The 20246-nt window shown below is 73.1% G+C and carries 16 protein-coding genes; 10 read left to right on the forward strand and 6 right to left on the reverse strand.

Features of this window, described 5'->3' with window-relative positions; all coding sequences use genetic code 11:
* Positions 1-58: 58 nt before the first annotated feature.
* From B6R96_RS29305 to B6R96_RS29320, 3 genes are all read left to right on the forward strand, one after another.
* Complete coding sequence (locus B6R96_RS29305) at positions 59-1231, forward strand: acyl-CoA dehydrogenase (protein ID WP_081524092.1); 1173 nt, start codon at positions 59-61, stop codon at positions 1229-1231.
* Between the two features lie 2503 nt (positions 1232-3734).
* A complete protein-coding gene (locus tag B6R96_RS29315; RefSeq protein WP_081524094.1) occupies positions 3735-4868 on the forward strand; it encodes a hypothetical protein in 1134 nt (377 codons plus the stop codon).
* A gap of 33 nt (positions 4869-4901) precedes the next feature.
* Positions 4902-5993 carry a phosphotransferase family protein gene (locus B6R96_RS29320; protein WP_081524095.1) on the forward strand — a complete coding sequence of 364 codons (1092 nt, stop codon included), beginning with the start codon at positions 4902-4904 and terminating at the stop codon, positions 5991-5993.
* Positions 5994-6092: 99 nt separating this feature from the next.
* On the opposite strand, the gene B6R96_RS29325 is transcribed toward B6R96_RS29320, so the two are convergent.
* On the reverse strand, positions 6093-6572 hold the full coding sequence (locus tag B6R96_RS29325; protein WP_030389950.1) for a hypothetical protein: 480 nt from the start codon (positions 6570-6572) through the stop codon (positions 6093-6095).
* 217 nt (positions 6573-6789) lie between these two features.
* On the opposite strand from B6R96_RS29325, the gene B6R96_RS29330 reads away from it, so the two are divergent.
* The 4 genes from B6R96_RS29330 to fxsA all read left to right on the forward strand — a co-directional run bounded on the left by B6R96_RS29330 (position 6790) and on the right by fxsA (position 10839).
* A complete protein-coding gene (locus B6R96_RS29330) occupies positions 6790-7230 on the forward strand; it encodes an Lrp/AsnC family transcriptional regulator (RefSeq protein ID WP_030030904.1) in 441 nt (146 codons plus the stop codon).
* 143 nt (positions 7231-7373) lie between these two features.
* The gene (locus B6R96_RS29335; protein WP_081524096.1) at positions 7374-9002 is read left to right on the forward strand and encodes an amidohydrolase; all 1629 of its coding nucleotides are present in this window, start codon (positions 7374-7376) and stop codon (positions 9000-9002) included.
* Positions 9003-9316: 314 nt separating this feature from the next.
* A complete protein-coding gene (locus tag B6R96_RS29340; RefSeq protein ID WP_030389948.1) occupies positions 9317-10114 on the forward strand; it encodes a polyprenol monophosphomannose synthase in 798 nt (265 codons plus the stop codon).
* A 152-nt stretch (positions 10115-10266) separates the two neighbouring features.
* Positions 10267-10839: an FxsA family membrane protein gene (gene fxsA, locus B6R96_RS29345; protein WP_081524097.1), complete on the forward strand. Its 573-nt coding sequence runs from the start codon at positions 10267-10269 to the stop codon at positions 10837-10839.
* A gap of 107 nt (positions 10840-10946) precedes the next feature.
* On the opposite strand, the gene B6R96_RS29350 is transcribed toward fxsA, so the two are convergent.
* From B6R96_RS29350 to B6R96_RS29360, 3 genes are all read right to left on the reverse strand, one after another.
* A complete protein-coding gene (locus B6R96_RS29350) occupies positions 10947-11321 on the reverse strand; it encodes an RNA polymerase-binding protein RbpA (RefSeq protein WP_007262928.1) in 375 nt (124 codons plus the stop codon).
* 313 nt (positions 11322-11634) lie between these two features.
* Positions 11635-13104, reverse strand: a complete 1470-nt coding sequence (locus B6R96_RS29355; RefSeq protein WP_107475601.1) for an MFS transporter — start codon at positions 13102-13104, stop codon at positions 11635-11637.
* 67 nt (positions 13105-13171) lie between these two features.
* Entirely contained in the window at positions 13172-13942 is a 771-nt protein-coding gene (locus B6R96_RS29360) for a glycerophosphodiester phosphodiesterase family protein (protein ID WP_030389945.1), read from the reverse strand.
* A 223-nt stretch (positions 13943-14165) separates the two neighbouring features.
* On the opposite strand from B6R96_RS29360, the gene B6R96_RS29365 reads away from it, so the two are divergent.
* Entirely contained in the window at positions 14166-15668 is a 1503-nt protein-coding gene (locus B6R96_RS29365) for an SCO1417 family MocR-like transcription factor (RefSeq protein ID WP_030389944.1), read from the forward strand.
* Positions 15669-15825: 157 nt separating this feature from the next.
* Here B6R96_RS29365 and B6R96_RS29370 read toward each other — a convergent pair whose 3' ends face one another.
* Positions 15826-17448, reverse strand: coding sequence for an ATP-binding protein (locus tag B6R96_RS29370; protein WP_081524098.1), 1623 nt, complete (start codon positions 17446-17448; stop codon positions 15826-15828).
* Between the two features lie 69 nt (positions 17449-17517).
* Positions 17518-17712, reverse strand: a complete 195-nt coding sequence (locus B6R96_RS29375) for a hypothetical protein (protein ID WP_030031218.1) — start codon at positions 17710-17712, stop codon at positions 17518-17520.
* Between the two features lie 329 nt (positions 17713-18041).
* Here B6R96_RS29375 and B6R96_RS29380 point away from each other — a divergent pair, with 329 nt between their 5' ends.
* Positions 18042-18464, forward strand: a complete 423-nt coding sequence (locus B6R96_RS29380) for an ankyrin repeat domain-containing protein (RefSeq protein ID WP_051779809.1) — start codon at positions 18042-18044, stop codon at positions 18462-18464.
* 336 nt (positions 18465-18800) lie between these two features.
* A complete protein-coding gene (locus B6R96_RS29385; protein ID WP_053704716.1) occupies positions 18801-20198 on the forward strand; it encodes a hypothetical protein in 1398 nt (465 codons plus the stop codon).
* The last annotated feature ends 48 nt before the right edge of the window (positions 20199-20246 follow it).

A 20246-nucleotide genomic window follows, 5' to 3' on the forward strand; every position in this document is an offset into this window, starting at 1 on the left:
GCCGCGTCCCACACCTCACGCGCCGCCGCCGTGCCCGACCAGGGAGGAGAGCGCCGCCATGACAGACCGCGCCCCGCAGCCGGTGGACCGACAGCTGCCCACCGAGGAGTCCCGGGACCTCCTCGCCCTCGTACGCGAGATCGCGCAGCGGGAGATCCGCCCCAGGGCGGCCGAGGAGGAGGACTCCGGCCGGTTCCCGCGGGAGGTCTTCACCCTGCTCTCCGAGGCGGGCCTGCTCGGCCTTCCGTACCCCGGGGAATTCGGCGGCGGCGAGCAGCCCTACGAGGTCTACCTCCAGGTCCTCGAAGAGCTGGCCGCGGCCCGCCTCACCGTCGGGCTCGGCGTCAGCGTGCACTCCCTGGCCTGCCACGGCCTCGCCGGTTACGGCACCAAGGAGCAGCAGAGCGCCCACCTGCCCGACATGCTCGGCGGCGGCCTGCTGGGCGCCTACTGCCTCTCCGAGCCGGCCGCCGGCTCCGACGCCGCCTCGCTCACCACCAAGGCCGTCCGCGACGGCGACGACTGGCTCATCACCGGCACCAAGGCCTGGATCACCCACGGCGGCGTCGCCGACTTCTACACCGTCCTCGCGCGCACCGGCGCCCCGGGCCCCAAGGGGATCACGGCCTTCCTGGTCCCCGGGGACGCCCCGGGCCTGACCGCGGCCGTGCCCGAGAAGAAGATGGGCATGAAGGGCTCGCCCACCGCCCAGCTGCACTTCGACGGCGTACGGATCCCCGACTCCCGCCGCATCGGCGAGGAGGGGCAGGGCTTCACCATCGCCCTGGCCGCGCTCGACGCGGGCCGCCTGGGCATCGCCGCCTGCGCCATCGGCGTGGCCCAGGCCGCGCTGGACGAGGCGCTGGCCTACGCCCTGGACCGCAAGCAGTTCGGTCACCCCATCGCGGACTTCCAGGGGCTGCGCTTCATGCTGGCCGACATGGCCACCAAGATCGAGGCGGGCCGGGCGCTGTACCTCGCGGCCGCGCGGCTGCGGGACGCGGGCAAGCCGTTCTCCCGCCAGGCGGCCATGGCCAAGCTGTTCTGCACGGACGCGGCGATGTCCGTCACCACGGACGCGGTGCAGGTCCTCGGCGGATACGGCTACACGGCGGACTTCCCCGTCGAGCGGCTGATGCGGGAGGCGAAGGTGCTCCAGATCGTGGAGGGCACCAACCAGATCCAGCGCATGGTCATCGCCCGCCACCTGGCGGGCCCGGAGACGCGCTGACCGCGGTCAGTACAGCCCGCTGCTCTTGGTGGGCCAGACCGGGGAGGACGTGAGCCGCGACCACTCCGGATCACGCCGGCCGGGCAGAGTCCGGCCGGCGTCGGCCCACCGCGCCAGCAGATCGCGGTAGATCGGCGGATCCGGCGCCGGTTGGGGTTGCTGCGGCTGCTGCGGCTGCTGCTCGCGCGGCCGCTGAACCGATTCTTCGAAACCCGGCGGCACCGGGCGACGCCTTCGGCCCGTTGAAGACTGAAGCATGGTCATACCCGGCCAACGCGGAACCGAAGGCCCGGGTAATCGCCGCCGGGGTGCGCCTATCCGTTCGAGGTGTCGCCGGGGGCGGGGGCCGATCGGGCGGGCGGGGTCGAAGGGCGGCGGGGGGACTTCGAGGGCGCCAGCCAACCGAGCCGGGCCAAAGAGCGGCGGGGACTTCGGAGGCGGGAACCGGCCGGGCGGGGTCGAAGGGCGCGGGCGGGGACTCCGCGGGCGGGAGCCGACCGGGCCGGGTCGGATGATGCGGGGCGGCGTTGGCGGGCGGGAGCCACTCGGCCGGTAGTCAGGGACGCGTATGGGGGTTTCCCGTCAGTCTCATCGTCTCTCCGTGTCGGGCCGGTCCCTCAAGGGCGCTCCCTTCGGTCGCGTCGCTTCGCGATTTCGCTGCGCTCAACCCTTGACCGACCGTCCCGCCCCGGACATACGAAGACTGCCGGGAAACCCCCAAAGGAACGGGCCGGGCGTTCCTTTCCAGGGACGGGCACGTCAGAGACCCGCGAGCGGACCGGGCATGGCACGCCCCGGAGGCGGGCACGCCCGAAGCCGCCTGCCGGGTCGGTGGGCGCATCCAATCGCTACGCGCTCCTCACCTCTCAGCGTCTCCAGCCCGTCTGGGGCTGGACATAGGCCGCCCACGACCCATTGGCGCTCCTCGGTCACGCGTCCGAAGGCCGCACTGGGTTGGACAGAGGCCGCCCGCGACCGTGGGCGCTTCTCCTTCACGCGTCCGACGGCGGTCCGGGGTTGTACATAGGCCGCCCACGACCTCGGTTCGAGGCTCGACACGCGTCCGACGACCGCCTTGGGCCGGGCATAGGCCGCCCACGGGCCGTTGATGCTTCTCGACGACCGCGCCTGGCGCCCATCCGGGGTGGAAAAGCGTGGGACAGCGGCTATTTCGTCGTGGATGCGGGTCAGGGCACGTGGATGCCGCAAAGGGCCCACAGTTTGCCCCAATTGCTCCCGTATGTGCCCCTGTTTGTGGGCTCGGTCCGGCGCTGACCCGCATCCACGACGAAATAGCCGAAGGATCGGCGGTCAGCCCCTCCCAACGACCCGAGACGGTCGCCGGACGCGTGACCGAGGAGCGCCAGCGGGTCGTGGGCGGCTTATGCCCAGCCCAGGCGGTCGTTGGGCGCGTGATAGAGAAGCGCCAGCGGGTCGTGGGCGGTCCATGTCCAGCCCCGGACGGTCGCCGGACGCGGGGCCGAGGAGCACCAATCGCCCTGGGCGGCCTATGTCCCGCCCACAGCGGTCGTCGGACGCGTGACCGAGGAGGGCCAACCGCCCGTGGGCGGCTTATGCCCAGCCCAAGGTGGTCGTCGGACGCGTGAATGAGATGGGCCAACGGTCGTGGGCGGCCTATGTCCGACCCAAGACGGGCTGGAGACGCTGAGAGGCGAGAAGCGCGTAGCGATTTGCTGCGCTTCCCCCGGCCCGGCAGGTGGCTTCGGGTGGGCCCGTCTCGGGGGCGTGCCTGCGCCCGGTCTGCTCGCGGGTCTCTGATGTGCCCGTCCCTGGAAAGGAACGCCCGGCCCGTTCCTTTGGGGGTTTCCCGGCAGTCTTCGTATGTCCGGGGCGGGACGGTCGGTCAAGGGTGGCCGAAGGCCATCGCGAAGCGACGCGACCGAAGGGAGCGCCCTTGAGGGACCGGCCCGACACGGAGAGACGATGAGACTGACGGGAAACCCCCATACGCATCTCTGACTACCGGCCGAGTGGCTCCCGCCCGCCAATGCCGCCCCGCATCATCCGACCCCGCTCGGTCGGTTCCCGCCCTCGAAGTCCCCCGGCGCCCTCCGACGTGGCCCGGTCGGTTGCCGCCCGCGGAGTCCCCGCCCGCGCCCTTCGGCCCCCGCCCGGTCGGTTCCCGCCTCCGTAGTCCCCGCCGCCGCCCTTCGGCCCCGCCCGTCGGCTGCCGCCCTCGAAGTCCCCCGCCGCCCTCCGACCCCGCCCGGTCGGTTCCCGCCTCCGAAGTCCCCCCGCCGCCCTTCGGCCCCGCCCGGTCGGCTGCCGCCCCCGAAGCCCGCCGCCGCCTTCGACCCCGCCCGGCCGGCGCCCCCCCCGCCCCCGGAGGGCACGGCGAAGTGCGCCGGGCTGTCATGGCGTGCCAGAAGGGTGGCCCCCGGGGCTGTTTCTGACGTACCGTCATATCCGCTTGAGCCGCCCCCAAGCCGCCCCCCCAAGCCGCCCCTTCGCGCCCCGAAGCTGCCCGTCCAGGAGGTTCGCCATGCCCGCCGACCGGCCCGTCGCGCTCGACGAATACCCCATCCACCAGGCCCCCTTGTCGATGAAGCACGTCGTCAGCGGTGACCGGAACGCCTATGACCGCTGCATCTTCCACGTCTTCGACCACGCCGGCCGCGCCGTCCTGATCCTCGGCCTCGGCGTGTACCCCAACGCCGGGGTCATCGACGCCTACGCCACCCTCCGCATCGGCGACGAGCTCATCGCCGTCCGGGCCTCCGACGCCCTCACCGACGACCGGATGAACCTCTCGGTGGGACCCCTGTCCATCACCGTCGACGTGCCGCTCAAACAGCTCACGCTGCGCTGCGCTCCCGATCCGGCAGACCCGCACGGGCTCTCGTACGACATCACCTGGACCGCCGAGTTCCCTGCCGTCTGGGAGCCGCACCACGTCCAGCGGCGCGGTGACCGCCTCATGCTGGAGGGACGCCGCTTCGTCCAGGCCGGCCGGGCCACCGGCACGATCCGGGCCAAGAGCGAGGAGTTCGTCCTCACGCCGGGGGAGTGGACCGGTACCCGCGACCGGAGTTGGGGCGTGCGCCCGATCCCCGGGGAGGAGGGCGGCCGCGCTGCCGAGGAGTACCGCCCCGAGGGCTTCCACTGGCTGTGGATCCCGGTCCGCTTCGAGGACCGCTTCGTCATGGTCATCGTCCAGGAGGACGCCGACGGCCACCGCACCCTGAACGAAGCCGTGCAGGTCTTCCCCGAGGGCAGCGGCCGCCACGACGTCCAACTCGGCTGGCCGCACACCGAGATCCGCTACCGGCCCGGCAGCCGGCACCCCGAGCGGGCCGTCGTCCACCTCACCGACCCCTCCCGCAAGCCCCTGGAGCTGGCCGTGGAGATCCTGAACTCCTCCCCGCTCGCCGTCGGCGCCGGCTATCCGCCCGCCGGCGACTGGCAGCACGGCACCTGGCAGGGCCGCGGCTGGACCGACCGCCGCGTCTACGACCTCTCCGACCCCGCGGCCCACCCGATGGCCGCCTTCGGGGTGACCGACCACTCGGCCCGTTTCACCCTCGACGGGCAGATCGGCCACGGCATCTTCGAGCACGGCAGCTTCGGGCGCCACGACCCGACCGGTTTCGCCGACTACTCCTCCGTCGCCCAGTAGGCCCGGTACGACCAGAAGGAAAGGGGATCGACCATGGCCACCGCACCACGTCCGCGTACCTCCACCCGGGAGCCCGAGGAGCTCGGCCGCCGTCTCGCCGCCTGGCTGGACACCAGGCTCCCCGGCGCGAAGGTCACCAACGTCTCCGTCCCCGGGTCCAACGGGATGTCCAGCGAGACCCTGCTCTTCGACATAGAGCACCCCGACGCCCCGCTGCGCGCCTGCGCGCTGCGGCTCGCCGCCGACCCGGCCGCCTACACCGTCTTCCCGACCTACGACATGCCGCGCCAGCACCGCGTGATGAGCCTGGTCGCCCGGCACACGGACGTGCCCGTACCGCGCGTGCAGTGGCTGGAGGAGGATCCGGGGCCGCTGGGGGCGCCGTTCTTCGTGATGGCGCGTGCCGAGGGGCGGGTCCCGCCCGATGTGATGCCGTACACCTACGAGGGCAACTGGCTGCACGCCGCGACCGATGCCGAGCGCGCCGTCCTCCAGGAGGCGAGCATCTCGCTGCTGGCCCGCCTGCACGACCAGTTCCCGTCCAAGGAGGCCGAGTTCCTGCTCCCCGACGGGGAGGGCACCCCCCTGCGCCGGCACGTGGACGCCCAACGCGCCTACTACTCCTGGGTGGTGGGCGGGCTCGCCCCGTCGCCGCTCATCGAGCGGGCGTTCGCACGCCTGGAGGAGCTGTGGCCGCAGGACGAGGGCCCCGCCGTCCTCAACTGGGGCGACGCCCGCATCGGCAACGTCATCTACGACGGTTTCACACCGGTGGCCGTCCTGGACTGGGAGATGGCCGGCTACGCCCCCCGTGAGGTGGACCTCGGCTGGACGGTCTACCTGCACCGGTTCTTCCAGGACCTGACCGTCGGTTTCGGCCAGCCCGGCCTGCCGGACTTCCTGCGCCGCGAGGACCTGGAGCGCAGGTACGCCGAACTCACCGGGCACACGCCCCGGGACATGGAGTTCCACACCCTCTACGCGGCCCTGCGGCACGGGATCGTGATGCTCCGCATCGCCTACCGGCAGGCCCACTTCGGCGAGGTCGAGGTCCCGGCGGATCCCGACGGCCTGATCCTGCACCACGCCAGCCTGGCCGCCATGGTGCAGGGAACGTACTGGTAGGGCCGCGCGCGGAGCAGGGGAGCCGGCTCGAGGGGGAGTGGGGGTGTAAGGGGTGGCAGGGGTGGCAGGGGGCCCGGCGGCCGGCGGGCCGCCCGGGCCTCAGGCCGCCTGGGCGTGCTGCTGGCGCGTCTGCGTCTGCGGCCGCGGCAGTACGGGGCTCACCACGCGCACCGGGCGCGAGCCCGGACCGCCGACGTGCGAGAAGGGCTGCGTCCGCCAGTCCAGCCCCTGGGGCAGGGTCGACAGGACGACGGGTTCGAGCTCCTGCGCCTCCACCGGCTGGATCATGCCCACGGTGGGCAGCGCGTCGCTCGCGGGCCGCCCGGTGCCCGCGCACACGGTGAGGCCGAAGGGGTTCCACGGGGTCAGGCAGAGGGCGTGCTGGGGCAGGTACTCCTCGTCCGCGACGAGGGCGATCGACTGGCCGCAGTCGGGGCAGATGGCGTGGTGGATCTCGAATCCCTCGATCTCGTCGAGGTACTCGCCGTCCGCGCCGTCGTCCGGGTAGGTGCCGTCCGCGGAATCGAGCAGTTCCAGGGGCTCCGGTTCGGTGCGACCGGCGCGCTTGGTATTCAGCATGGATGTACTCCCCCTTGGGTGGGCCGGGCGGGCAGGTTCTTCGGCCTCGGCCACAGCAACCAATTCCCGTCGAGCGTCACGAGTAACCACAACAGACAGGCCTCCACCTGCATACCCCTGTGGCCTTCGTCACATGCCTGCCGCAGATGCCTCCAGTGGGCGGACAGCACTGGGCCTGGAGCGCCCTTGGGCCGTAAGTTGAGCGGCTATGAGCGCAATGGAGGAGCTGGACCGCCAGATCGTTGATCTGCTCGTGCGGGACGGGCGGATGAGCTACACGGATCTGGGCAAGGCCACCGGACTGTCCACGTCGGCAGTCCATCAGCGAGTACGACGTCTGGAGCAGCGCGGAGTGATCCGCGGGTACGCGGCCGTGGTCGATCCGGAGGCCGTGGGGCTGCCGCTGACCGCGTTCATCTCGGTCAAGCCCTTCGACCCGAGCGCCCCGGACGACATCGCCGACCGGTTGGCCGGGGTCCCCGAGATCGAGGCCTGCCACAGCGTGGCGGGCGACGAGAACTACATCCTGAAGGTCCGCGTCGCCACTCCTCTGGAGCTGGAGGACCTCCTGGGCCGGCTGCGCGCCCTCGCCCACGTCGCGACGCGCACGACGGTCGTCCTCTCCACCCCCTACGAGGCCCGCCCGCCGCGCGTCTGACCCGCGCCCCCGCCCGCGTCCCGCCCGCGCCCCGCCCGCGTCCCGCCCGAGCCGTCCCGGCCCGCTTTCACCCCGCGTCCGGGCCGCGCCCGGCGGGGACCCGGTGGTCGGGCCGGGGTGGGCGACGCGGGACACTGGTCGGCATGACTGACCGCACCGCCCACTCCGCCGACGCCGCCGGAGCACCGACCAGGACCGTCCTCCTCCGCGGGGGCGAGGTCCACAGCCCCGCCGACCCCTTCGCCACCGCGATGGTCGTCGAGCACGGCCGTATCGCCTGGGTCGGTTCCGAGGGCGCCGCCGACGCCTTCGCGCAGGGCGTGGACGAGGTCGTCGACCTGGGCGGCGCGCTCGTCACGCCCGCCTTCACCGACGCCCACGTCCACACCACCTCCGCGGGCCTGGCCCTGACCGGCCTGGACCTCACCGGCGCGCGCTCCCTGTCCGCCGCGCTGGACCTCGTACGCGCGTACGCCGCGAGCCGTCCGGCCGACCGGGTCCTCCTCGGGCACGGCTGGGACGCCGCCCGCTGGCCCGAGCGCCGGGCCCCGTACCGCGCGGAGCTCGACGAGGCCGCCGGCGGCCGCCCGCTCTACCTCAGCCGCGTCGACGTGCACTCGGCCGTGGTCACCACGGCCCTGCTCGCCCTCGTGCCGGGCGTACGGCCCGACGGCGACCGGCCGCTGACCGCCGACGACCACCACGCCGTGCGGAGGGCCGCGCTGGCCGCCGTCACGCCCGTGCAGCGCGCCGAGGCCCAGCGGGCCGCCCTCGACCGCGCCGCCTCCCTCGGGATCGGCTCCGTCCACGAGTGCGGCGGGCCCGAGATCTCCTCCGCCGACGACTTCACCGGGCTGCTCGCCCTGGCCGCCGAGCGGCCCGGACCGCGCGTGTTCGGGTACTGGGGCGACCGGGACCTCGAACTGGCCAGGGAGCTCGGGGCCGTCGGAGCGGCCGGCGACCTGTTCGTCGACGGCGCCCTCGGCTCGCACACCGCGTGCCTGCACGCCCCGTACGCCGACGCCGCGCACACCGGCACCGAATACCTCGATGTGCACGCCGTCACCGAGCACGTGGCCGCCTGCACCGAGGAGGGGCTCCAGGCCGGTTTCCACGCCATCGGCGACGCCGCGGTCACCGCCGTGGTGGAGGGGGTCCGGGCGGCCGCCGAGAAGGTCGGCCTGGCCCGCGTCCGCGCCGCCCGGCACCGGGTGGAGCACGTCGAGATGATGACCCCCGCCACCATCGCCGCGTTCGCGGAGCTGGGGCTCACCGCCTCCGTGCAGCCCGCCTTCGACGCGGCCTGGGGCGGCGAGGACGGCATGTATGCCGACCGGCTCGGCGCCGATCGCGCCCGCACCCTCAACCCGTACGCGGCCCTGCTGAGGGCCGGTGTCCCGCTGGCCTTCGGCTCGGACGCCCCGGTCACCCCGCTCGACCCGTGGGGCACCGTCCGCGCGGCCGCCTTCCACCGGACCCCCGAGCACCGCATCTCCGTACGGGCCGCCTTCACCGCCCACACGCGGGGCGGCTGGCGGGCGCTGGGCCGCGACGACGCGGGCGTCCTCGTTCCCGGCGCACCCGCCGACTACGCGGTCTGGCAGACGGGCGACCTGATCGTCCAGGCCCCCGACGACCGGGTCGCGCGCTGGTCCACCGACCCCCGCTCGGGCACGCCCGGACTGCCCGACCTGACGCCCGGTTCCGAACTGCCGGTGTGCCTCGCCACCGTCGTCGGCGGGCGGGAGGTATTCGTACGCCCACAGGGGTGATCCGACGGGCCTCGGTTCGGTACGGGCGGTCGGACCCGGATAGGTTCGGCCGGGTCCACCACAGGAAGTCCGTGCCGGACGGTTCCGTCTGCGCAGCGCGCCCGCGCCTCGGGGGCGAGGGAAGGTTTCGCCGGGCGGCGGGTGGCCCCGGATCGGGGTCCGGCGGTCCAGTAGACAACGGTCACGGCGGCCCGCAGCCAGCGGGAGTCCGACCGGCCCGAAGGACCGCGGGCCCCGATCCCTGTTCTCCCTGTTCTAAAGTCATCCTCTGCGACCAGACGTACAGGACGTGCAAGAGCACAAAAGGGGACTCAGTGAGCGACGGCGGACAGCGGACCTACGGGCCGCTCGGTACAGCCTTGGTGATCATTCCGACCTACAACGAGGCGGAGAACATCGGGCTGATCGTCGGGCGCGTCCGCGCGGCGGTGCCCGAGGCCCACATCCTGGTCGCGGACGACAACAGCCCCGACGGCACCGGCAAGCTCGCCGACGAGCTCTCGGTCGGCGACGACCACGTCCACGTGCTGCACCGCAAGGGCAAGGAAGGGCTCGGCGCCGCCTACCTGGCGGGCTTCGTGTGGGGCCTGGAGGCCGGCTACGGCGTGATCGTCGAGATGGACGCCGACGGTTCCCACCAGCCCGAGGAGCTGCCCCGGCTGCTGACCGCGCTGGCCGGTGCAGACCTGGTGCTGGGCTCCCGCTGGGTGCCGGGCGGCCGGGTCGTCAACTGGCCCAAGAGCCGGGAGTTCCTCTCGCGCGGCGGTTCGACCTACTCGCGGCTGATGCTGAACGTCCCGATCCGGGACGTGACCGGCGGCTACCGTGCCTTCCGCCGCGAGACCCTGGAGGGCCTGGGCCTGGACGAGGTGGCCTCCGCGGGCTACTGCTTCCAGGTCGACCTGGCCCGCAGGGCCGTGCAGAAGGGTTTCCGCGTGGTGGAGGTGCCCATCACCTTCGTCGAGCGCGAGTTCGGTGACAGCAAGATGAGCAAGGACATCGTGGTGGAGGCCCTGTGGCGGGTCACCCAGTGGGGCCTCAAGGCCCAGGCGTCGAAGCTGCTGGGCCGGGCGACCGGCCGGCCGGAGGACAAGCCGCAGGACAAGCCGTAGGGCAGGCCGCAGGGCAAGGGGGGGCCTCGCCCGTCGGGCAGGCCCGGCGGTGCCGGTCAGCCACAGGCCCAGCGGCGCCGGTCAGCCCCTAGGGGTTGTCCGGTACCTCCGGCTGAGGTCGCTTTTATGCGGCCCCAGGCACACTGGGTGGTATGACGACCGGCATTTCCACGGCCCCCCGGCGGCGCTCGCCCGCCCGTACCTTCCTTCCCCTGGCCATCGCCGCCTGGCTGATCCTCGAGATCTGGCTGCTCACCGTGATCGCGGACGTGGCCGGCGGGCTCGCCGTGGCGGCGCTGCTCGTGGGTGGCATCGTGCTGGGCGCGGTGGTCATCAAGCGGGCCGGGCGGCGTGCCTTCAAGAACCTGGCGAACACCTTCCAGCAGGCCCAGCAGGGGCAGCAGCCCACGCCGCAGCAGCCCGGCCAGGGCAACGGCCTCACGATGCTGGCGGGCCTGCTGCTGATGATGCCGGGCCTGATCTCCGACGCCGCGGGCCTGGTCCTGCTGCTGCCGCCCGTCCGGGCCTGGATCGGCCGCAGGGCCGCCCGCTCGCTCGAGCGGAAGATGACCTCGGCCCCGGCCGGTAGCGTCGGTGACGCCTTCCAGCAGGCCCGGATCCACTACCCCGACGGCAAGATCGTCCAGGGCGAGGTCGTCCGCGAGGACCGGCCGGGGCAGCAGGACGGCCCGGACACGGCCTACCGCCCGCCGCTGACCCCATAGAACCGGGAAGAACCGGGAAGCCGCAGGGCCGGCACGGAGCAAAGCCGAGGGGCCCCGCCACACGATGTGTGGCGGGGCCCCTCGGCTTGTGTGGATCCGTCCGGCTGTCAGGCGGACTTGCGGCTGTCCCGCGGATGCACGGCAATGTTCATGGCGCCGGAACGCAGGACTGCAAGCCTTTCGGCCAGCACTTCCTCCAGCTCCTCGCGGGTGCGTCGCTCCATGAGCATGTCCCAGTGCGTTCGCGCAGGCTTGCCCTTCTTCTCTTCGGGCCCATCCCCGTCCACCAGGAGTGCCATGGCGCCGCACGCCTTGCACTCCCACTCCGGCGGAATTTCTGCCTCAACCGAGAACGGCATCTCAAATCGATGTCCGTTCTGGCATGCGTACTCCACCGCCTGGCGCGGGGCCAGATCGATGCCGCGGTCCGTCTCGTAGCTGGTAACCACGAGGCGCGTACCGCGGAGAGCTCGCTCACTCATGAATCGTGCCTCCCGGGCTTGTCGCCCACAGGACAGGTGTCGCTGTCGTCGTCATCCGGTCAACGTCCGGTCGGCGGTATAGATTCCCGCTCCGGGTCGTGCGTCGCCCGTCGTGCCGCCCCTTGTTGTACCCACCAGTGCCCGTTTTGTCACATCTGGCAGCAGATGTCACCCAACGTCCACGCTTCTTGAGCGCGCAGTAACGGTCCGCCTGGCAGGCCAAAGGCGTACACTACCGGCCCTTTGCTTCAACGTCTAAATTCGTTCGGAATTCGTTCGTGGATGCGGGCGGTGCGCACTCGCGGACCCGCGTTCAGATCCGCTCCGGTACAGGATTGCCTGCCGCCTCCACCGCGCGCCGCACCGGCACTCGCGCCAGGAGCACGAATCCCAGTGCGAAGAAGACCACCAGCGAGATGATCGCGTCCCGGTAGCTGCCCGTGAGCTGGTACGTCAGGCCGAACACCAGCGGCCCCACCCAGCTCAGGCCCCGGTCGCTCATCTCGTACGCGGAGAAGTACTCGGCCTCCTTGCCCGCCGGCACCAGGTGGGAGAACAGGGAACGGGACAGCGCCTGGCTGCCTCCCAGTACCAGTCCGATCATCGCGGCGAGCGCGAAGAACCACGCCGGGGTCCGGGCCGGCAGGAAGTAGCCCGCCGCCAGCGTCACCGCCCAGGCCGCCAGCGAGCCCAGGATCGTCCGCTTGGCTCCGTAGATCCGGGCGAGGCGGCCCATGCCGAGCGCGCCGGCCACCGCCAGGATCTGCACCAGCAGCACCGCCCCGATCAGGGTGGACTGCTCCAGCTTCAGCTCCTCCGAGCCGTAGATGGAGGCCTGGGAGATGACCGTCTGCACGCCGTCGTTGTAGATCAGGTACGCCAGCAGGAACGACAGGGTCAGCGGGTAGCGCCGCATGTCCTTCAAGGTGGCCACGAGCTGCTTCCAGCCGCTGACGGCCGGAGCCGACCCCGGCTCCCGGACCACGGCCCGGTCCCGCAGCCGGCGCAGCGGGATCAGGGCGAAGGCTCCCCACCACAGGCCCGCGGAGGCCAGGCAGATCCGGACGGCCTCGCCCTCCGTGAGGCCGAAGGAGTCGTGGCCCTGGAAGAGGACCAGGTTCACCACCAGCATCACCGAGCCCGCGGTGTAGCCGAAGGCCCAGCCCCGGGAGGAGACGGTGTCCCGCTCGTCGGGGGTGGAGATCTGCGGCAGATAGGCGTTGTAGAGCACCATCGAGACGGACAGCGAGGCGTTGGCCACCACCAGCAGCAGGCCGCCCAGGAGGTAGCGCTCACCGCCCAGGAAGAACATCCCGGCGGTCGCGGCGGCGCCCGTGTAGGCGGCCGCCGCCAGCAACGGCTTCTTGCGCCCGGTCCGGTCGGCGACGGCGCCCACCAGCGGCATCAGCAGGACGGCCAGGATCACCGAGGCCGAGACCGAGTACGCGAAGAAGGAGCCCGCCCGCACCGGGATGCCCAGCGGGTGCACGAAGCCCTCCGAGTCCGCGGCGGCCTTGGCCACCGCGGTCAGGTAGGGGCCGAGGAAGACGGTCAGCACGCTCGCCGAGTAGACCGAGACGGCGAAGTCGTAGAAGTACCAGCCCCGCTGCTCGCGCTTGCGCTCGGCGGTCGAAGCTGTCGCAGTGGTCGCAGCCGTGGCAGTGGTCTCGGCCGTCGGCGTCCCGTTCGCCGCCGGGGTCTGCACCGGCACGGCGGCCGCCGCTCTGCCGTCCTCCGCCCCGGGTTCCGCTTCCTCGGTCCTGCTGCTTTCTTCCGCACTCATGCGGTGTCCCCCTCGCTGGTCCCGTACGGCAGCGGCCTCCGGGCCCGCGCGGGGGACGAAGGGCGAGTCAGGCCCAGGCCCCGCGGCGGTCCAGCACCGTGCGCAAGATGTCGATCCGGTCGGTCATGATGCCATCGACACCCAGGTCGAGGAGAGCCTCCATGCGTTCCGGTTCGTTCACGGTCCACACGTGCACCTGGAGTCCCCGCTCGTGTGCGGTGCGTACGAACCTGCGGTCGACCACGCGGATGCCGGCCTGGGTCTCCGGGACCTGCGCCGCCACCGCGCCCACCCGCAGCGCCGCGGGAATGGCGTACGAGCGCAGCCGCAGGCCGACCACGCCGCGCACGCCGTAGGAGGTCGCCAGCCGCGGACCGGCGATCCTCTGGGCGCGGGCCACCCGGCTCTCGGAGAAGGAGCCCACGCAGACCCGGTCCCAGATCCCGGCCCGTGCGATCAGGTTGACCAGCGGGTGGAGCGCCGACTCGGCCTTGACGTCGATGTTCCAGCGGGCGTCCGGGAACTCCTCCAGCAGCTCCTCGAAGAGCGGCAGCGGCTCGGTGCCCGCCACCTTCGCCTCGCGGACCTGCTTCCAGGACAGCTCGGCGATCCGGCCCCGGCCGTCGGTGACCCGGTCGAGGGTGGAGTCGTGGAAGGCGACCAGCTTCCCGTCGACCGTGGCGTGCACATCGGTCTCGAAGTACCGGTAGCCCGCCTCTGCGGCCCGGCGGAAGGCGGCGGCGGTGTTCTCCAGACCGTCCGCGGCACCTCCACGGTGTGCGAAGGGGATCGGAGCCGGGTGGTCCAGATAGGGATGGCGAAGGCGTACGTGCGTCACGGCGGCAGTATGCCCTTTGTTGCCCGTGGGACGGGTGCGGCCGCATGGCTGCCTGATGAACGGCGCGTCTCCCCGACCACCCGGCCGCCGCCACCGTGCATACGCACACCCCACCCTGGCCCGGGTGGCCTCCGGCGTGACAGGCTGTGGGCGCGGAAGCAATCCAATACCGGCGCCGCCCCCGGTCGGGCGAGGCCAATGCGACGAAGGTGGACCGGACAGCATGGCCGAATGGACCTCAGCGGTCGGTGCCGCACAGCTCGCCCGCCTCATCACCTCCCAGCAGGAGCGCCCCAGCGCCCCCGGCGCGCGCAAGCTGCCCGCCTACCGGACCCTCGCCGACGGCATCCGGCTCCTGGTCCTCGAAGGCCGCGTCCCGGTCGCCGCCCGGCTGCCCGCCGAGCGCGAGCTGGCCGTCGCCCTCTCGCTCAGCCGCACCACCGTCGCCGCCGCGTACGAGGCCCTGCGCGGGGAGGGGTTCCTGGAGTCCCGCCGCGGCGCCGGCAGCTGGACCTCCGTCCCGGCCGGGAACCCGCTGCCGGCCCGCGGCCTGGAGCCGCTGCCGCCCGAGTCCCTCGGTTCCATGATCGACCTCGGCTGCGCCGCGCTCCCGGCCCCCGAGCCCTGGCTCACCAAGGCCGTCCAGGGCGCCCTGGAGGAGCTGCCGCCGTACGCGCACACCCACGGGGACTACCCGGCGGGCCTGCCCGCGCTGCGCCGGATGCTCGCCGACCGCTACACCGAGCAGGGCATTCCCACCATGCCCGAGCAGATCATGGTCACCACCGGCGCGATGGGCGCCATCGACGCGATCTGCAGCCTCTTCGCCGGGCGCGGGGAGCGGATCGCCGTCGAGTCCCCCTCCTACGCCAACATCCTCCAGCTCATGCGCGCCGCCGGGGTGCGCCTCGTCCCCGTCGCCATGGCCGACGGCCTCACCGGCTGGGACATGGACGTCTGGCGGCAGGTGCTGCGCGATTCGGCCCCGCGCCTCGCCTACGTGGTCGCCGACTTCCACAACCCGACCGGGGCCCTGGCCTCCGAGGACCAGCGCCGCGCCATGGTGGAGGCCGCCCGGTCGGCCGGCACCGTCCTGGTGGCCGACGAGACCATGCTGGAGCTCCAGCTGGACCCGGACCTGGAGATGCCCCGCCCGGTGTGCTCCTTCGACCCGGCCGGCAGCACCGTCATCACCGTCGGCTCCGCCAGCAAGGCCTTCTGGGCGGGCATGCGGATCGGCTGGGTCCGCGCCGCCCCGGACGTCATCCGCAGCCTGGTCGCCGCCCGCGCCTACGCCGACCTGGGCACCCCGGTGCTGGAACAGCTCGCGGTGAACTGGCTGATGCGGACCGGCGGCTGGCAGGAGGCCGTCGGGATCCGGCGCCGGCAGGCCCGGGAGAACCGCGACGCGCTGGTCGCGGCGGTGCGCCGGGAACTGCCCGACTGGGAGTTCGAGGTCCCGCGGGGCGGGCTGACGCTGTGGGCCCGCGCGGGCGGGCTCTCCGGCTCCCGGCTGGCCGAGGTGGGGGAGCGGGTCGGCGTACGGGTGCCCTCGGGGCCCCGGTTCGGCGTGGACGGCGCCTTCGAGGGGTACGTCCGGCTGCCGTTCACCGTGGGCGGGCCGGTGGCCGAGGAGGCCGCCTCCCGGCTGGCCGCGGCGGCCCGGCTGGTCGGCACGGGCGCGGGCGGCAGCGGGGCCGAGCCGCCCCGCACCTTCGTGGCGTAGGGCGCCGGACCCGCTGCCCGCCGGTTGGGACGGGGGCGGGTGCGTGCCGGGGCGTCCGCGCAGGGCGCCGAACGCAACCGCCCCTCACGCTCCGGCCCGTGGCCGCGTTCGGCGCCCGAGGAATGCCCCGGCGCGCGCCCGGGCCCGCCGCACCGGCCTAAGGGGCGTCGGCCGGGACCTCCGGGGCGCCCAGGGCCGAGCCCTGCGCCGGCGGGTGTCCCTGGAGCGGCTTGTCCGGCGCGCCGTGGTCGCGCCCACCGCCCCCGCCCGGCGCGGGCCGCCCCGGCAGCAGCTCCAGCACGGCCTGGCGGTACGCCGGCTGCGCGGCCTCGTCGTACGGGTCCGGGGTGGCGGGCACCTGGAGCCGGTGCACGGGCCCGGTGCCGAGCCGGGCGTACCCGCGTCCCGGCGGCACCTGGGCCGTCGGGGTGGTGTGCGGCGGCAGTCCCAGTACGTCCGCGACCTGCTGGACGGCGGCGGGCCCGAGGACGACGCGGGCACGGGTGTGCTGCCAGACGGCGTCGTGGAGCAGCTCCAGGTGCCCGAACTGCTCGGCCACCACCACCGTGACGTGCGCGGGCCGTCCGTGCCGCAGCGGCACCTGCAACTGGGCCAGCGGGTCGGGGCCGCCCTCGGCGACGGAGAGGTGGGCCAGCACGGTCGGCTGGTCCAGCAGGATCCACAGCGGCCGCCGGGTGTCCTCGGGCGCCGGCCGGCCGACCTCCCGGGCCCGGTGGGTGGCGATGAGCCGCCGTTCGGTCTCCTGCGCGGCCCATTCCAGCGTGGCCTGCGCCCCGGTCGGCCCGCACTCCACGGCGAGGACGCCGCTGCGGCCGGCCAGGCATGCGTACTCGCCGCTGCCGCCGCCGTCGACGATCAGTACGTCGCCCCCGTGGCGCAGGGCCTGGAGGGCGACGGAGCGCAGCAGGGTGGAGGTGCCGCTGCCGGGCTGGCCGACGGCCAGCAGGTGGGGTTCGGTGGAGCGGGGCCCGGTGCGCCAGATCACGGGCGGTACGTCGCGGGGCTCGTCGCCCTCCTGGACGGGCAGGGTGCGCTGCACGCTGCCGGCGTCGGTGAAGCCGAGTACGGTCTCGCCGGGCGAGGTGACGAACGGCTGGGCGGCGATGCCCGTCGGCAGCGCCGCCAGCACCTTGAGGTCGAGCTGGTTGCCCTCCTCGTCCCAGTCGAAGAGATACTCCCGTCCGCGCCCGGACTTGGCGTGCAGCAGTGCCTCGATCCGGGCCCGTGAGGTGGCCTCGCCGTCGGTGAAGTAGGCCGGGTAGCGGATGTGGAGCCGGGTGATGCGGCCCGCCTCGTCGAACTCGTAGCCGCTGAAGGCCTTGTCCCAGTCCCCGCCGTGGGCGAAGAGCGGATTCGGGTCCTCCGGGATGGAGAAGTACGGCACGAGGGCTTCGTAGAGGGAGCCGAGCCGTTCGGTCTCGGCATCGCTCGGTCCGGTCTTCGCCGGGGTGCGGTCGCGTCCGTACCAGGCCGCCGCCGCCATGAGGGTGATCAGGGCGAGGGGCGGGCCGTAGGGGACGAGCGCGACCACGAGGACGCAGGCGGCCCCCAGGAACAGCGCGGGACCACGCTTGTCCTTGGGGGTCTCGGACCACCGGCGCCGCCCGGCCGCGGCCAGGATGCGCAGGCCGCGTCCGATGACGAGGAGCGGATGGAGGACGTCCGTGGCACTGTCGGCGGCCGTGCGAGCGAGGTCGCGGCCCCGGGACAGCGACACGGTGCCGCTGCTGAGGATGCGGGGAAGTGGGCGCCGGGCCACGGGCGTCTCCTGGAGTTGTGGGTGTGACGGTGATTCGGGTGTCGCTGGCGTCGCTGTGTGATGGCCGGGCTAGAGCTTGATCCCGCCGAGCAGGCTCGCGAGGCTCGCGGTGCTCGCCGTGATGCTCGGGGCGATGGCGGAGCCGGCGAGGAAGAAGCCGAAGAGCGAGCAGACGAACGCGTGCGTCAGCTTCATCCCGTCCTTCTTGAAGAAGAGGAAGCAGATGATGCCGAGCAGGACCACGCCTGAGATGGACAGAACCATGAGGTTTTCTCCTGGTGGGTGGGGACAGTCACCATCAGTTGTTCCAGGCTCACAGGAAGTATCAATGCGACAAAAGGTGCATACGGGTGAATTCGCGGGTTTTTCACTTGACCGGCTCAGCCCGGCTGGCGCGCCCGGCGCAGGGTGGGTCGAGGCCGATCATTGCCTCGGCCCGACCCGGACATGTGCAGGCCAGGGCGCTACTCTGGCGATTCACCCGTACGGACGCAGTGCCGTGCACCCCCCTGCCCGCCCGGCCCCGGCCGGGTCCTCGCTGTCGCGACGGGCGGGTGGACCATGTCAGCAACGAGTGAAAGGCGGTACGAACCATGAGCGAGCACGCCGCGGAGGGCTCCGGTTCCCAGGGCGTCCCCGACGAGGACGTCATCGAGCTGGCAACCAAGATCTTCGACCTCGCCCGCCAGGGTGAGACCGAGACGCTCACCGCCTACCTGGACGCAGGCGTCCCGGCGAACCTCACCAACGACCGCGGCGACACCCTCGTCATGCTCGCCGCCTACCACGGCCACGCCGACGCCGTGTCCGCCCTGCTGGCCCGCGGCGCCGAGGCCGACCGCGCCAACGACCGCGGCCAGACCCCGCTCGCCGGTGCGGTCTTCAAGGGCGAGGAGGCCGTCATCCGCGCCCTGCTCGCCGGAGGGGCCGACCCGAACGCCGGAACTCCTTCCGCCGTGGACACGGCGCGCATGTTCGCCAAGGCCGACCTGCTGGAACTTTTCGGAGCCAAGTAGTCCGGTTTTGCCTCGGATCCGGCCCGGCCCGCGCACATCCCGACCTCACAGGTTGGTCACGGCGGCCATAAATGTGGTCGCGGCGCACAAACCGCCTGGGTCATCATGGCGTCGGATTCGATTCGCGAGCACGGGGGACGGGCAGAAGCGGGCGAGCGAGACACGAAGGGTGTGCGAGGCCGGCCCGGCCTCCATGATCACGAAGCACCGACGAGAGTGAGAAGGCAATGGTCTACATCGAGCGGAACATGACGGCGGACGTCCTCACATGCTGTTACGCGGCCCTGTGAATCCCGATTCCCGGTTGCGTCCCCAGCTTGATTTGAGGCCATTCCCATGTTCGAACCAGTCATAGCACCGAGCGGTACCCTGCTCGGGCTCCTTCAGCGGGGCCGCGGCGACGGCACGCTGCACGCACTCGCGGCACCCAGGGCGGAGGCCCTCGAGGCCCTCAACCAGTGCGTGCTCCGCGATCCGCGCCAGGACTGGCAGGTCGAGAACCGCTCCTTGTACTACGCCCGGCTCTACCTGGACCTCGCCGGTCCGCTGGGCGAGATCGAGGCCCACCTCTTCAGCGCCGACGACCTCGTCGACGAGGAGGACCACCGCACGGGCCTCGCCCTGTCCGTCCTGGGCCACCTGGCCTCGTACGGCCGCGACGACGCGCTCATGCTGCTGCGCCGGTACGCGGCCTCCGGGGCGAACTGGGCCTGGGCCCTCGACGAGCTCGCCCTGCGCGACGACGACGAAGGCCTGCGGTCCCTGGCCGCGGCCGTCCTCGCCCGCTTCCCCGCCACGGCGGAGGGCGAGGCGCGGCTGGCCGCCGCCGTCCGCGACGCCTACGAGCCCCGCCCGTGGTGCCTGTGGGAGGAGACCCCCCAGTACGGGGAGCGCCTGCGCGCCGCCCGCCAGCAGGGCTCCTTCGACCGCTGGCAGCGCCAGATGAGCCCGAGCGGGCCCCGGCCCGGCTGGGGCGTCCAGGCCGTCTTCGACTGGGCCGCCGACGGCCTGCGCCGCGGCACCCCGCTGCACGTCCCCGCAGCCCGCTGCCTGGCCGCCGTGGCCCAGCCCGAGGACCGCTCCGCGATCCTCGCGGCCGCCGCCGGCGCCGACGGCGAGGCCGCCAGGGCCACCGCCCTGCACCACCTGGTCCTCGCCGAACCGGACAACCCGGCCGTACTGGACCTCATCGAAGCCGCCGCCGACGAGCCCGCCGTGGCCGCCTACGAGCGCATGTGCGGCCCCGACGCCGTCGAACGGGCCCGACGCTGGGTCCACCGCCCCGACGCCCTCGGTGAGGCCGCCGCGGCCACCCTCGCCGCGCGCGGCGGAGCCGAGGACGCCGTCCTGGTCCTGGGCGCCCTGCGGTCCACGGTCCGCGGCGCGGGCCCGGACACCCGGCGCCTGTTCGCCCTGGTGGACGGGGCCGGCCGGCTCGCCATCAGCTGCGCGGCCCCCGTGCTGCGCCACATCTACCGCGAGACGGCCTCGTCCCACCTGCGCGGCCGGGCCGCCCGGGCCCTGGCCAGCACCGACCCCACCTTCGCGGCGGGCTTCGCCGTCGAATGCCTCTGGGACTGTGAGGAGACCACCCGCGAGGTGGCCGCCCACCACGCCGAGACGGCCGACGCCCGCGTGGCACCCCGACTGCGCCGCCTGGCCACCGACCCGGCCGAGGAGGAGGACGTCCAGTCGGCCGTCCGCAGCCGCATCGCCCCGGAGTCCGCTGTGTAGCCCCGCCGGCCCCCACCACCACGCGCCTCGGCCCGGCCCCCTGACACG

The organism is Streptomyces sp. Sge12, assembly GCF_002080455.1.
In the GTDB taxonomy this organism is placed as follows: domain Bacteria; phylum Actinomycetota; class Actinomycetes; order Streptomycetales; family Streptomycetaceae; genus Streptomyces.